This window comes from Agrobacterium tumefaciens, assembly GCF_017726655.1.
Lineage (GTDB): Bacteria > Pseudomonadota > Alphaproteobacteria > Rhizobiales > Rhizobiaceae > Agrobacterium > Agrobacterium tumefaciens_B.
In genome coordinates, this window is record NZ_CP072308.1 from 1,622,690 (window position 1) to 1,635,343 (window position 12,654).

General features: G+C 56.9%; 16 protein-coding genes. 14 read left to right on the plus strand and 2 right to left on the minus strand.

Annotated elements, in window-relative coordinates:
* Nucleotides 1-13 precede the first annotated feature (13 nt).
* Complete coding sequence (locus tag AT6N2_RS08090; protein ID WP_209085441.1) at nucleotides 14-550, minus strand: hypothetical protein; 537 nt, start codon at nucleotides 548-550, stop codon at nucleotides 14-16.
* 169 nt (nucleotides 551-719) lie between these two features.
* On the opposite strand from AT6N2_RS08090, the gene AT6N2_RS08095 reads away from it, so the two are divergent.
* The 8 genes from AT6N2_RS08095 to AT6N2_RS08130 all read left to right on the plus strand — a co-directional run bounded on the left by AT6N2_RS08095 (nucleotide 720) and on the right by AT6N2_RS08130 (nucleotide 6,739).
* The gene (locus AT6N2_RS08095) at nucleotides 720-959 is read left to right on the plus strand and encodes a hypothetical protein (RefSeq protein WP_209085442.1); all 240 of its coding nucleotides are present in this window, start codon (nucleotides 720-722) and stop codon (nucleotides 957-959) included.
* A complete protein-coding gene (locus AT6N2_RS08100; RefSeq protein ID WP_209085444.1) occupies nucleotides 956-2,140 on the plus strand; it encodes an AAA family ATPase in 1,185 nt (394 codons plus the stop codon). Before AT6N2_RS08095 ends, AT6N2_RS08100 begins: the two co-directional genes overlap by 4 nt.
* 435 nt (nucleotides 2,141-2,575) lie before the next feature.
* Complete coding sequence (locus AT6N2_RS08105) at nucleotides 2,576-2,908, plus strand: hypothetical protein (protein WP_209085446.1); 333 nt, start codon at nucleotides 2,576-2,578, stop codon at nucleotides 2,906-2,908.
* 1,290 nt (nucleotides 2,909-4,198) lie between these two features.
* The gene (locus tag AT6N2_RS08110) at nucleotides 4,199-4,693 is read left to right on the plus strand and encodes a hypothetical protein (protein WP_209085448.1); all 495 of its coding nucleotides are present in this window, start codon (nucleotides 4,199-4,201) and stop codon (nucleotides 4,691-4,693) included.
* On the plus strand, nucleotides 4,690-4,977 hold the full coding sequence (locus tag AT6N2_RS08115) for a hypothetical protein (RefSeq protein WP_209085451.1): 288 nt from the start codon (nucleotides 4,690-4,692) through the stop codon (nucleotides 4,975-4,977). The genes AT6N2_RS08110 and AT6N2_RS08115 overlap by 4 nt, the downstream gene beginning before the upstream one ends.
* Nucleotides 4,978-6,075 carry a phage major capsid protein gene (locus AT6N2_RS08120; protein WP_209085454.1) on the plus strand — a complete coding sequence of 366 codons (1,098 nt, stop codon included), beginning with the start codon at nucleotides 4,978-4,980 and terminating at the stop codon, nucleotides 6,073-6,075.
* Between the two features lie 106 nt (nucleotides 6,076-6,181).
* Nucleotides 6,182-6,415: a cold-shock protein gene (locus AT6N2_RS08125; protein ID WP_209085457.1), complete on the plus strand. Its 234-nt coding sequence runs from the start codon at nucleotides 6,182-6,184 to the stop codon at nucleotides 6,413-6,415.
* Complete coding sequence (locus tag AT6N2_RS08130; RefSeq protein WP_333898672.1) at nucleotides 6,416-6,739, plus strand: HNH endonuclease; 324 nt, start codon at nucleotides 6,416-6,418, stop codon at nucleotides 6,737-6,739.
* Between the two features lie 220 nt (nucleotides 6,740-6,959).
* Here the strand turns inward: AT6N2_RS08130 and AT6N2_RS08135 are convergent, their stop codons facing one another.
* Entirely contained in the window at nucleotides 6,960-7,097 is a 138-nt protein-coding gene (locus tag AT6N2_RS08135) for a hypothetical protein (RefSeq protein WP_209085460.1), read from the minus strand.
* Between the two features lie 66 nt (nucleotides 7,098-7,163).
* On the opposite strand from AT6N2_RS08135, the gene AT6N2_RS08140 reads away from it, so the two are divergent.
* Genes AT6N2_RS08140 through AT6N2_RS08165 form a run of 6 tightly spaced genes read left to right on the plus strand, consistent with a single transcriptional unit; the run spans nucleotide 7,164 to nucleotide 12,565 of the window.
* Nucleotides 7,164-7,532 (plus strand): gene transfer agent family protein, encoded by a 369-nt coding sequence (locus AT6N2_RS08140; protein ID WP_209085462.1) that lies wholly within the window; start codon nucleotides 7,164-7,166, stop codon nucleotides 7,530-7,532.
* Nucleotides 7,474-7,986, plus strand: a complete 513-nt coding sequence (locus AT6N2_RS08145; RefSeq protein ID WP_233282432.1) for an HK97-gp10 family putative phage morphogenesis protein — start codon at nucleotides 7,474-7,476, stop codon at nucleotides 7,984-7,986. The genes AT6N2_RS08140 and AT6N2_RS08145 overlap by 59 nt, the downstream gene beginning before the upstream one ends.
* Nucleotides 7,983-10,337: a tape measure protein gene (locus tag AT6N2_RS08150; RefSeq protein ID WP_209085464.1), complete on the plus strand. Its 2,355-nt coding sequence runs from the start codon at nucleotides 7,983-7,985 to the stop codon at nucleotides 10,335-10,337. Before AT6N2_RS08145 ends, AT6N2_RS08150 begins: the two co-directional genes overlap by 4 nt.
* A gap of 9 nt (nucleotides 10,338-10,346) precedes the next feature.
* Nucleotides 10,347-11,990 (plus strand): fusion protein, encoded by a 1,644-nt coding sequence (locus AT6N2_RS08155; protein WP_209085466.1) that lies wholly within the window; start codon nucleotides 10,347-10,349, stop codon nucleotides 11,988-11,990.
* The gene (locus AT6N2_RS08160; RefSeq protein WP_209085468.1) at nucleotides 11,987-12,358 is read left to right on the plus strand and encodes a hypothetical protein; all 372 of its coding nucleotides are present in this window, start codon (nucleotides 11,987-11,989) and stop codon (nucleotides 12,356-12,358) included. The genes AT6N2_RS08155 and AT6N2_RS08160 overlap by 4 nt, the downstream gene beginning before the upstream one ends.
* Nucleotides 12,359-12,367: 9 nt before the next feature.
* Complete coding sequence (locus AT6N2_RS08165) at nucleotides 12,368-12,565, plus strand: hypothetical protein (RefSeq protein ID WP_209085469.1); 198 nt, start codon at nucleotides 12,368-12,370, stop codon at nucleotides 12,563-12,565.
* The last annotated feature ends 89 nt before the right edge of the window (nucleotides 12,566-12,654 follow it).

Consider the following 12,654-nt stretch of genomic DNA (forward strand, 5'->3'; position numbering starts at 1 on the left):
ATACCGGACAGGATCAAGTTGGGATCGTTTGAGTGGCCTGCCTCACTCGCTCGGAGATTTCATTGACCGTGTCCTCATCGCCCGTGATGGAAAGGCCAATATAGGTTTCTGCCTCTATGATGATCTCTTGGTCGGCCAATCGCGCCTGAACGGTCTCAATTTCCTGCGAACCAGCAATGGACCAATTCCGACTTTCGACTGAAGCACCGAGCTGCTCCATAACATCCATGACCGTTGTTCGTAGGGTCTCATTGTATTCCGGACCGGATATCACAGTTACTCTCATCAAATTCCTCCAATGAACAAGGGCTGGCGTGTCTTGCCCGCCAGGAATTCCTTTGGCGAGAGCCGAGAGCTTTGCGAGGGTTAAAGCGATTGTAGTAATCGAACCAGACTGGCAGTTGGTCGATGACGGTCTGGGCATTGGGAAATTTAATGGTGCCCGGAGGCGGATTTGAACCACCGACACGCGGATTTTCAATCCGCTGACGAATGACCAAATTTCAATAACTTCAAATTCTCCATTCCGTCTAGAAATCGAACCGAGCACAATGGCTTAGCTTCATTTTGTCTAGAAACCGCCAGCATGGTCTGAAGCAGTAGTATCGAACCTTCGACCACCAAATTCGATCCTAAAGGCAATTTTTGCACCCAATGAAATCAACAACCTGCCGGCACACGTCGGCAGGAACGCGCCTCTGTGCGCCGAACGGAGACCCATGAAGATTTTATATTGCCATCCTACCAATGAGCGTGGCGCGAAGGATTGCGTCGCTTTCGTTGACGTCGAGCTCAATGAGCACATTCGCCTCTACGGCCTGCGCCTAGTGCGGCAGCCAGATGGCGCGCACTTCTTGTTCGCGCCGCAGTCCGGCCCGCGTCGGACCGCCACGTTTTCCAAGCCGCTTGCCGAACGGTTGACCACCCTTGCGCTTCAAGCGCTGGAGGCTTGCCGATGAGGGAAATCGACTGGTTCGCACCCGATCAGCCCAAGTTTGCAGCCAACACGACGTCTAAGTTTCGCTTCCATCGCACCTTTGGCAATATCCCCCCAAAAAACTATATCGTCGACGGCTTCTTGGCTAAAGGCGAAGTCTCTTGCTTCTTTGGTGAGCCTGGAGCCACGAAAAGCACGATCGCCCTGGATATCGCCTGCCATGTCGCGAGCGGCCTTCCTTGGATGGGCAGGGGCGCCGGCATGTATTGCGAGGCAAACGCCACGGAACCCGAGGAATGGTTGAGGGGTGACGTGTTGTACATCGCTCTCGAGCGCGCCGACCAAGTGCAGAGACGGGTCGAGGCATTCACCGATGAACACAATCTACAAGAGCCTATGAGACTCGCTATCTACGACGGTGATCTGGATTTCATAGGCGATGATTCTGACCGCCTATCGCAGATCGTTTACGACGTCGAGCAGCAGTCATGGGATGTTGAGCAGGACAGCGGAAGCGATGGTTTCAATGTGGATATGATTGTCATCGATACCCTATCGCGCACATTTGGCAACGGCTCCGACAGCGGCGGCGAGGAAACCGCTAAGGTCGCTCGTCATCTTCAGCGCACCTTGAAATGGACCGGTGCGCACATCCTCCTAGTCCATCACACTCCAATAGGTGACGACAGCCGTCTGCGCGGACATGGCAATCTGCTCGCTGCGTTCGATCAGACTGTGCGCGTTCAGAAACTGAAAGGCGGGTCGCTGGCCACGGTCCAGAAGGATAATGACGTCGCCGAAGTCCTGAAGCCAAAGTTTGCCTATGGCATCAAAAGCCGCGTAGTTGAGATTGATGAGCGTAGCGGCCGAGAGATCACGGCTTCTGTAGTGGTTCCTCTAGATCTCGATGCGGTGAAGCAAAAGCAGCCTAACCCGCAGAAGGCCAGCAACGACAATGTTGCAGCGGCCAGCAAGAGCGAAGAGCCAGTGCTTGCTGCTCTATCCTCGATCGGCAGGCCTGCGACCGAAGCGGAATGGCGAGAAGCGTTCGACACTCACAAGGAAGAGGGCTTGTCGGGCTCGGCGCACCGTAAACGGTTCTCGGTAGGCAAGCCAAACCTCGCGAAGAAAGGCCTTGTGACCCAAGATGAAAATGGCCTTTGGAGCCTTTCCGTTACCGCGTTACCAGATGCGTTACAGTAACGCATTCTGGTAACGGTAACGTTTTCCCACTGGGTTAAGGCGCAGGCGTTACCGCGTTACCGTTACCCCACCCCTTCTTTAGAAGGGTGGGTACGTAACGTAACACGTAACGCTTCGCCCAGTCGATTATTGGAATGGATGCATCAACGACTATGGGGAATGAGTGATGAGCATGTTCGTTAGCGCCTCAAAGGCTGAAACAATCTTGACTATTGTGGGATGCTTCCAAGTAGCGCGCCCACTTCTGGCTTGGCAGGTCAGGGACGATGGCACCGTCTGGCCTGTTACCATGCATGGCCCGCAAGACCCGGCAAGGTCTGGCATCCTACTCGACGACGGAAGAGTGGATCACATCGGTTCTTGCGGTTGTTCTTTGGATGCAAAAACATTTGCTAGGGTGGTGGAGAGGCGCAAACCACAATCTAGGGCAGCCGTATGACCCTCGCCAACGATCTACACGCGCTGGCTGACCGGCTGGCGCGGCTTGCGCCTTCGCACCGCGATCCTTTTCGCTTCCATGAGGAAAAAAGCGAGCTTGTGCATGAATTGCACGTACTGGCCATAAAGGCCTGCGCGCTGCACCCCGCCAATGACAACACCGCTGGATTCGCTCCCGGTGGATACATGTGCGAATGCAGCGACTGCGGAGAACGGTTTACCGGCGACAAGCGGTCTTGGCGGTGCTCGGTGTGCGCCGCGCGGTCTACCGGAGCCGCGTTGAAGGAATCTGTTAGCAAGGCATCGGCGAAATCAACCGGCCGTCGGTGAGGACGGCCGGGACTGGTATGCAAAGCTAGCGGGATTGTTTCCGCCGCATATACGCCCTGATCTTAATGACCGATAGCGCGATTGAGAGAAGTCCGGCCGCGATCGTTATGATCACTGCAATTGTATCCATTGGGTCGTCCTGGCTTGCGAAACAAAGCAAGGAGCGCTATCACGATGGTGCTACGTACCGTCCTAGCGATGGCTCACCGTTCGCGGCAAGCCTAACCGCTAAGGGCAACCCATAACGGCTCCGGACGAATCTGGAGCCGTTTCCTTTTGTGGTTCTCTCATTTCAGATTTCCGAATGGAAGTGGGCGTGCGCATCTATCCACAAGCAGTTTCACAGTAAACATTATGCTTTTTCGTTCGACCGAAAAGTTATCCACAGGCCTTGACGCTGATTTTAAATGAAATTTCTGCGTTCTGCAGTGGCTTATCCACTGGCCGAAAACTTTCAGCCTAACCGCCGCTTTCCGCGATATCGGAGAGAGTAATGTGAAGGGGTGCACCGCCGACACATTACCTCAGCGGATTCGCCTTAGCGACATTTCCGCAACACAGTGCCGCAACATGACCTTCGCGCCACCACTTTTTTCGGTCAAAAGGTGTAGTTTTCGCGATCTCGCGGAGAGTAGTATGTAGGGGTGGCACTTTCTGCGTTCTCACCACCTGTATAGGTGAGGGTGTACAGCAAAGCTGCGCACCGCGGGGTGATTGTAGGACCGTATGCCACGGCGCTTCAAGTCCCCAAGGGTTGAGGGGTGTCGTTCCACGGCGCTTCAAATCCCTTATGGGTGAGACCCCCACGCGCATTCAAGTCCCTTATGGTTGATAGCGCATGCGCTGATTGGCACGCCGAGCGGTAATAGTGACCGTATGGAAATATTTTCCGAACGGCATATCCACTCGAGCGGCTTCCCGTTGCGTATCTCTATGAGGGGATAAGAATTCTTTCGCGGCATGTGCCTTTTCGTGGCGCGTTACTGCGTACTCTTATGAGTAGACCAGTTTGATTGCGGTGTGATCCAGTAATACCCCCCCCCGGCGGGAAGCTGAAGCTTTTGCTGATCAGCAGCACACCACAATAGCGAAGCGTGCAATGAGGGGGAGCGCTTCGCACCATTTTTGCTGACGGCGGATGTACCCGCAGCGAATGCAATCCCGTTTGTCTCTCCTCGGCAAACGGTCGATCGGGCTGTGAGCGCGCTTAGGTGATTTGCGCGCTCGCCTGCCCTGATCGATTTTTTAAACACCCAAAACATTCATTTCCAAAAATGAAAGGAGGCGACCGTGCGCAAAGCCGCGGCATGTCTTGCCCTATCTAAAACACTTGGCATTGGCCTCGGTCGCGTCACTTCATTGGCCCAGCGCGCATCTGACGCCGGCGTACTGCCTAAGGCCGTGGGACGTACCTACCCGCCACTTTCCGCTGACCAAATGGCGCGGCTGCTTATCGCCGTCCTTGCTGATAACGGGCTCGGAACCGTAGGCGAAAGCGTCGACAAGTTCGCCCGTATCCATTCACCAACGCTCTGCATGTCGCTCGTCGAGGCCATTGCCGCTGCGTTCGATGGCGGACGGACAAACCCTTTTGCCCCGGTCATCAAGAGCATTGTGCTGCGAAATGATCTGGAAAACCCCGGCGTTGATATCCTCGCGGATGTCGGCGGCCACGGCGTTCACGCCGTTTTCGGTGCAACGCAGGCAACCGGTGCTGTGAAGCAGGCCCTTGTTGCGGGCACCGCATTCGAAGCGCTGGCGAAAGAATGGCGGGCTGCGCAATGACGTCTGAAGTTACGCGCCTGCTCGTGGAAATTCGACAGGATGTAGCAACAAGGAAGGCAGAAGTTTTAGCCAACCCCGTTGCAGCTGTAATCGAAGCAACCACCCACAAGCACCGAACAGCTGAGCAGATCGCTGCGCATCGCGATCTATACCGGCAAGCAAAGCGGCACGTCGTCGAAATCGACACATGGAATGCCGCCAACACAGACAAACCCGCACGAACGTATCTGCCGCACATGCTGGCCTACCTCGGCGCGTTCTCCTATGTCGAAAAGGACACCTGAATGACTGACAATATCGCTACCAAAATCGAGCAGCTTGGATCTGCTTTCGATACCGCAACAACTGGCCTTTCTGAGCGGATTTCTGGCCTGGAAAAGCAGTTCGCCCGCATGGACGGCCACGCGAACGACAACTTCGCTACCGGCGAAAGCCTGGCAAGTGCGCTGGTTAACACGCCGGCCTTCAAGGAGCTCAACGGTGGTGCCAATCGTGGCCGCGCCTATGTCGAATCTGCCGCCATCACATCCGGCAATACGACCGTCGGCACTGGTCGATCGCAGGGCACGTCTCTCGTCCCCGCCGATAGACGCCCGGGCATCGTCACCCCCGCCCAGCGCGTTCTCACCGTCCGCGACCTCATTGCGCCAGGCAAGACCACTGCGGGCTCTATCGAATTCGTGCAGGAAACCGGCTTCACCAATAACGCGGCTCCCGTCGCCGAGACTACCCAGAAGCCCTATTCCGACATCACTTTCGACCTCAAGACTGCATCGGTTCGGACCATTGCTCACCTCTTCAAACTCTCCAAGCAGATGCTTGATGACGTCGCCGGGCTGGTCTCCTATTTGGATCTGCGCGGCACAACCGGCCTGAAGCTGGTCGAGGAGCAGCAGCTTCTGTTCGGTAGCGGCACTGGCCAGAATATCCTTGGCCTTATTCCGCAGGCGACCGAATTCGACGAGAGCCTGCGCCAGACCGGCGACACTCGCGTTGACACCATTCGCCGAGCCATCCAGCAGGTGCGTCGCGCGGAGTACACTGCGACCGGCATTGTCATGAACCCGGACGACTTGGCCGAGCTTGAACTCACCAAGGATGCTGGTGGCAACTACATTATCGTCGACCCCGTAGAGGGCGGACAGGGGCGTATCTGGCGCCTGCCCATCGTGGACACCACGGCTATGCCAGCCGGCCAGTTCCTCGTCGGTGCCCTTGCTACCGCGGCGCAGATCTTCGATCGGCAGCAGGTCACGTTCGAACTCAGCACGGAGAACGACAAAGACTTCGAGCTCAATATGGCGACGGCCCGGATCGAGGAACGTCTTGCCCTCGCAGTCTATCGCCCCGAGTCTCTGGTCACCGGTGACTTCGAGGCGTAAGCGCCACGTATCCAGATAGCGTGAGTGTGAGTGGCCACGCTATCAACGGCCTGCTGCTGAGCCCCGGCGGCAGGCCATCCCTTTCCCAAACATTAGGAGGACCGCAATGGCGTCCGGAACAATTATCAAGTGGTTCAATGACCGTGGCTTTGGCTTCATTCAGGAAGACGGAGATCGCGGCAACGCAGGCGAATTCGTACACATCACCAGCATGCCAGACCATGAGGCACCACGTATCGGACAGCGCTTCGACTACGACCGCGTGACCGGCATGGATGGCCGCACCAAAGCGGTGAACGTCCGCGACGTCACGACTTGGGGCGAGGCAGCGTACCTTTAGATGGCAGGTATGTGGCGCAGTAAGAACCGCGCGCAGAGCGCGGCGTGGCAACACCTCTACAAGCGAAAGCGCTGGATCGACCTCAGAGAACGACAGCTGATGCAAGAACCCTTGTGCCGCTTCTGCCTCGCAACCGAAGAGGTGACTGCCGCCGAGGTCGTCGACCACATCAAAGAACATAAGGGCGATGAGGCGTTATTCTTCGACCCCGACAATCTTCAAAGCCTCTGCCGACATCATCATGATAGCGCAAAGCAGGCGATGGAGCGCGGCCGCAAGGTTTTTGCCTGCGGTGTTGACGGATACCCTGTCGAGCTAGGCTAGGGGGTAGATTCGAAGTGACCGTTCGTTCAGTCACGGAGCGGCGCGGGAATGCACTTTTAGTGCAAACACAGTTTTTTGCCTCACGCGTGCGCAAACGCGCGCGCGAGAAATCATTACGTTTTTTCGCCTGATACGGGGCCTGCCGAAACTCTGGAAGTCGCCTTTTTCAGGGACCGGCCGGGGTCATTCGCGTGCATTTTTCCAATTGAAAATATGACCCCTAGTTTTCGCTTGGGCTTTCCTCATCCTCATCAGGGACCGTTTCGAGGTCTTTGCAAAGTGCCCTAGCCTGTTCTGCCAACGCAGCCAGCTGTGCAGTAATTTCTGCCAGCGGCAGGCCATCAACCCGTTCTTCCATTGCATCCCTCCTGCATTCGTCGCCGACGAACGCGGAGGAATGCGCAATTGTTCCAAGGAGAATTCCATGACCACAGCACAGCCTTTTGCCATCGTCGAAGCAGATTTTGCCGACGGCACGTACAAATTCGCACTCACCTGGGATTTGGCCAGTGAATGGGAAAAAACAACAGATCGATCGATGTATGCGACGCTGCTTCACGCCATCCGCACGGGCATCGTCAATCTCCATGACGCACGCGAAATTCTGCGCCTCGGCCTGATCGGCGGCGGCATGACACCTACAGACGCGCTGCGCTTGGTTCGTACCTACGTCGAGAATCGACCCGCGGCTGAGAACTTTCCTTTGGTGGTTCGGGTGATGGATGCCGCATTCCATGGCAAGGGTGTGCCCGAAGCCGAAGACGAAGCCGAGCCTGCCGCAGCAAATGGTTAAGCGCACCATACAAGGCTGGGACCGCCTAAAGCGCCGTCTTGAGAAGATACCCAAGGCTGTGCGCGAGCAGACCCAGCCTGCAATCACTTCCGCCGCCCAGGATGTGGCCGCCGTTATGAAGGCGCTGGCACCAGTCGACGACGGCGATTTGAAGGACAGCATTGAGGTTACCCCCGGCGGACAGAAAACCCCACCACACAGTCAGCCAGGTCGCTCGACTGTTGTACCTGAAAACGCGGCGATGATCACGGCCGGTAACTCCAAGGTCCGTTATGCGCACCTAGTGGAGTTTGGCACTCGCGCCCACATCAACGGTGGCCAGTTTGCCGGAACAAAAAACCCCGGCAGCAGGGCTCAGCCTTACTTCTTCTCGGGGTTCCGGCTGGCGCAGAAAAAAGCAGCAGCCAAAATCAAACGCGCGATGTCCAAAGCCGTTAGGAGCAAGAAAAAATGAGCGTAGAATACGAACGGCTTGCCGTATTGCTTGAGGCCCGCGTTAGCGACTTCGAGAAGAAAATTGCCAGCGCGACCCGCAATGCGGAGCGCAACTTTAAGCGCATTGAAACCACGTCCGCCAGAATGCAGACTCGCCTGAACTCGACCTATTCAGGGATCGCTGCCAGTGCGGCGAAAGCCTTTGCTCTTATCGGTGGTGCCCAAGGCTTTCGCCAGCTATCGGACAGTGGAACGCGCATCACCAACTCCCTGAAGGTAGCGGGCCTCGCCGGCGAAGAACTTGAAGGCGTGTATCAGAAGCTTTTCACGGCAGCCCAGAAAAATGCCGCGCCGCTCGAAACGCTTGTGCAATTGTACGGCCGCGTATCACTGGTGCAAAAAGAGCTGGGCGTCTCGTCGGACGAGATTATCAGCCTGTCCAGCAACGTTGCCCTTGCGCTGCGCGCGTCTGGCCAGTCGAGTCAGGAAGCTTCCGGCGCGCTATTGCAGCTGTCGCAGGCTTTGGGCGCTGGCGTCGTGCGCGCTGAGGAATTCAATTCTATCCTCGAAGGCGCGCCGACTATCCTGCAGGCCGCTGCCGCTGGCATCAAGCAGGCCGAAGGATCGGTCGCGAAGCTGCGGGCGATCATGCTGGAAGGCAAGCTGTCCTCAAAGGCATTCTTCGACGGCATCAATGCTGGCGCACCGGTGCTTGAACAGAAAGTTGCAGGTGCGGTGCTGACGGTCGACCAGCGGCTCGAAAATCTCCGAACCGCCCTTACGAACGCCGTCCGCAAATTCAACGATTCCACGCAGGCTGCAAACACGTTCGGCGGCGCCATCGACAACATGGCGAACTTCGTCAACAGCGTCGACATGGATGGTCTCGCGTCTGATATTCAGTACATTATCGAGAAGCTCAACGCTGGTGCGAAAGCAGCTCAAGACTTCGCCGAGTGGGTCGGAAAGGCAAGCGGCCTTCAGAACATTGGTCAAGGTGCTATAAGCGCCTTAGACAGCGACGGCGATGGCAAGCTATCTGCGCTGGGCGGCGCGCTGACGGTCAACTCAACCGTTAAAGCCAGCGACAAGCTCGTCGACAACACCCAGAAGCGGCTGGATCTCGAAAAGCAGATTGCCGAGATCAAGGCTAATCCGGCGAACGTCCTCGGTCAGGCTGAAATCAGGGTGCTCGAAGGGCAGATCAAGGCCCTACAAGAAGCGCAGACCAGAACCGCGTCGAACATCATCCAGGACGTGCTGAACGATAAGCCGCTGAAGTATCCCACCAGTGCGCCCTCTATTGTGGGAGGCACCGGTGAAACGAAAACCGCCAATGGCAAGAAATTCACGCCCGTCGACATCACCGACAAGAAATACCAGGTCACAGCCGACAAAGACGGCAAATCCAGCAGGAAGCGCGCTGACGAGTACGCTCGCGAGGTCGAGCAGATCACGAAGCGCACCGCGGCTCTGAACGCTGAGACGGCAGCGCAGGCTGGTCTTAATCCGCTATTGAACGACTACGGGCACTCCATCGAGTTTGCCCGCGCCAAACAGGAACTCCTGACCGCGGCACAAGAGGCTGGCGTTAAAATCACGCCTGAACTGACGGCCAGCATCGAGGATCTAGCAGCAGGCTACGCGAACGCTGTCGTCGAGTCCGAGCGGCTTTCCGAAAAGCAGGATGAGATCCGCCAGCGCGCTGAAGAGGCGATGGAAACCGCCAAGGATGTTACGCGAGGCATGATTGACGGCTTCATCGAGGGCGCCAGTGCGGCAGACATTTTGGCCGACAGCCTGAAGAAGATTGGCAACGCCCTTATCAACGACGTCTTGAACAACATCTTCAAGATCAACAACGCCGGCGGCGGTGGAGGCGGCCTGTTCAGTCTGTTCAGCGGCCTGTTTGGTGGTGGCTCCCAGTGGTCAGGCATTCAATCCGGAGCGATCACTGGCGGCCTGTATTCAGACGGCGGCTACACCGGCGACGGTGGGAAGTACCAGCCTGCTGGCGTCGTGCACAAAGGCGAATACGTTTTCGACCAAGCGGCCGTCAAAGCTGCCGGCGGTCCTGCGGCTATGGAGGCCATGCGGCGCAATCTCAAAGGCTACGCTGATGGCGGGTATGTCGGCGCGATGCCGTCCATGCCCAAGCTGAGCACGCCGTCCCTTCCCGACATGAAATCCATCATGGGTGGCGGCACTTCGGTCAAACTAGCTCCGGTCTACAACATTGATGCGCGCGGGGCGGACGCTGCCGCTGTGGCCCGCCTTGAGCGCGGCCTAGCCAAAACAAACGCAGAACTGCAAAGCCGCATTGAGGCCGGCGTCAGGTCCGCGCAGAAGCGAAACGTGAAATTCAACTAAGGAACAACTATGGCTAACACCACATGGTATGGCGACGGCACGGCAACCGTCGCAGTTGGCTCTCGCACGGTAACCGGCACTGATACAGGCTGGCTGACGGAAGTTTCTGGCCTTACCCCCATCAAAGTCGGCGATGAGTTCGGTATCCACGTCGGCCGCCCGATTGTGATCGAAAAGATCATCAGCAACACGGAACTGCTGCTTGCCGACGATTGGCCCGGTCCTGCCCAGACAGATGCGCCTTATAAGATTCGGCTCACCCCTCCGTCAGTTTTCATTTTGCCGGCGATGCGGACCCTCTTGTCTTCATTGTCGAATGGCAACCTTGAAAGCCTGTCGGAAATCTCTGTCGGCACTGACGATATCCCGATTGGTATCGGGCCAGGTGTGTTCAGTACGATCAACAAGGCGGCTCTTGTTCAAGGTGTCGAATACAACGCGTTTGTTGCCAATCTTGCTGGTCGGGCGGCTTACAATGGCGCTGCTGCTGGATTCGCGGTCCTCGTAATTGATATTGGCGACGGTCGCTCTGCGATCTATTTCAAGAACTCGGCGACGTCGGGTGATTGGAGTGCCCCGTCCTATGTAACTGGTCCTGTCGGTCCCGCTGGCGTCAATCAGCGAGGAAACTACAGCGCAGGCACTGCCTACGCGATCCGCGATATTGTCCAGTACGGCGGGTCGACGTGGATCGCCAAGGTTGCGACCACAGGCAATGCGCCTCCCACGCTCCCGACGACCGAGAACACGCAGTGGCTCTTGTTCGCTCGTTCCGGCACGGCTGGCGTGGTGGATCGTGGCGCCTACAGTAGTGCGACGGCCTACGCCGCGAACGATATCGTTCTGAACAATGGCTCGACGTGGATCGCTCTCCAGCCGACGACGGGCAACGCGCCTCCCGTTTTGCCGACCGAGAGTAATGCCTACTGGCGGCTGTTGGCTCGCAAGGGGACGGATGGCACCGGAACGGGGGATGTCGTTGGGCCTGCTGGTGGCGTTGCTGATGGCGACATATCAGCGTTCGATGGAGCGACCGGCAAACTTATCAAGTTGGCAGAAATTCCAACATCTACAATGCTCGGAAGAGCGACCGCTGGAACGGGGAAGATCGAACGCCTAACGCCCGCGCAGGCGCGCCAGGTGCTGGGTGGCTGGGAGTTCATCGGTTCATTTGCGCTTGCGGGGTTGACGCAGATCGATGTCACCGGCCTTGGCGCTTACAGAAGTCTAAGGATTTCAGGCTCATGCGTTATGCCAGACGACACCGGTTATTTTATCAGATTTTCGTCAGATAACGGCACTACCTTTGGCGCTGATGCTGACGAGTTTCGATACACGATTACTGATGCGTCAACATCGAGTACGTCAGATACGCTCACTGATGGAACACTTGCTGGACTGCCATTCTTGGCGCACTCAGGAAACACAGCCTGGCCGGCAGTGGGCGTACTGAATATATGCCACTTCAACATTGCACGAAATTCCGCGGCGATAGGGCAAGCAAGAGAAGAATCGTCTGCGGTCGGAAGAAGAATAAGAATTCCCGGCGCTGTTCACAAAAGGGCTGTTGCCATGAACGCGATTCGATTGTTGAGCCGCTCGGGCTCAGCAACGCAATTCGGTTTCCTTGATTTGGAGGGACTTAGATCGTGAAGACGTTTATTTTTGACGCCGAAACGGGTGAGAAAACAGAGCGCGATATGACCCCTGAGGAAATCGCAGAACTCGACGCGATTTCAGACCCAGAGCCCACTATCACCGACTACGAAAACGCCATCCAGAACCTTGTCGATAGCACCGCGCGGGAAAAGCAGTTTCGCGACGGCGTGACTTTGGCATCATACACGGCGTCAACAAAACCGAAATGGGCGGCAGAAGCGCAGGCCTTCGTCGCGTGGCGCGATAATGTCTGGTTCTACGCTTACGGCGAATTGGCCAAGGTGCAGGCTGGGCAACGCCAGCAGCCGACTGTTGAGGAGTTCCTTGCTGAGATCGCGCCTATTGCTTGGCCGGTAGTTTAGGAGAAGACCATGCGTGATGATCAAACATTCCAACTGGAATACATCAAGTCGCTGGCAGAGAACCTTAAGTTTTGCCTAGATGAGGCTGGCCGCATCAACCGCACCATCTTGCGAAACGGGCTAGATGGCATCATTGAGGCTGTTGAGCGGTTGGAGAGCGCCGACCCTAAAGCCTCGCCCCACTCCACCGGTAAAGCGTTTCGCTGAAAGGAAGGCGTGGATGCCGACGGGTGTCGGCATCCTACTGGTCCCGGTTCAAGAAACCCTGCTCAGCATTTAGGTGCGCCAACGAGATA

Excerpts from the sequence above, each read along its gene's own strand:
- AT6N2_RS08130 (WP_333898672.1), top strand. The coding sequence starts at position 6,416 with ATGGCAGGTATGTGGCGCAGTAAGAACCGCGCGCAGAGCGCGGCGTGG.
- AT6N2_RS08145 (WP_233282432.1), top strand. The coding sequence starts at position 7,474 with ATGGCAAGGGTGTGCCCGAAGCCGAAGACGAAGCCGAGCCTGCCGCAG.
- AT6N2_RS08125 (WP_209085457.1), top strand. The coding sequence starts at position 6,182 with ATGGCGTCCGGAACAATTATCAAGTGGTTCAATGACCGTGGCTTTGGC.
- AT6N2_RS08100 (WP_209085444.1), top strand. The coding sequence starts at position 956 with ATGAGGGAAATCGACTGGTTCGCACCCGATCAGCCCAAGTTTGCAGCC.
- AT6N2_RS08115 (WP_209085451.1), top strand. The coding sequence starts at position 4,690 with ATGACGTCTGAAGTTACGCGCCTGCTCGTGGAAATTCGACAGGATGTA.
- AT6N2_RS08135 (WP_209085460.1), bottom strand. The coding sequence starts at position 7,097 with ATGGAAGAACGGGTTGATGGCCTGCCGCTGGCAGAAATTACTGCACAG.
- AT6N2_RS08095 (WP_209085442.1), top strand. The coding sequence starts at position 720 with ATGAAGATTTTATATTGCCATCCTACCAATGAGCGTGGCGCGAAGGAT.
- AT6N2_RS08120 (WP_209085454.1), top strand. The coding sequence starts at position 4,978 with ATGACTGACAATATCGCTACCAAAATCGAGCAGCTTGGATCTGCTTTC.
- AT6N2_RS08165 (WP_209085469.1), top strand. The coding sequence starts at position 12,368 with ATGCGTGATGATCAAACATTCCAACTGGAATACATCAAGTCGCTGGCA.
- AT6N2_RS08105 (WP_209085446.1), top strand. The coding sequence starts at position 2,576 with ATGACCCTCGCCAACGATCTACACGCGCTGGCTGACCGGCTGGCGCGG.
- AT6N2_RS08155 (WP_209085466.1), top strand. The coding sequence starts at position 10,347 with ATGGCTAACACCACATGGTATGGCGACGGCACGGCAACCGTCGCAGTT.
- AT6N2_RS08140 (WP_209085462.1), top strand. The coding sequence starts at position 7,164 with ATGACCACAGCACAGCCTTTTGCCATCGTCGAAGCAGATTTTGCCGAC.
- AT6N2_RS08150 (WP_209085464.1), top strand. The coding sequence starts at position 7,983 with ATGAGCGTAGAATACGAACGGCTTGCCGTATTGCTTGAGGCCCGCGTT.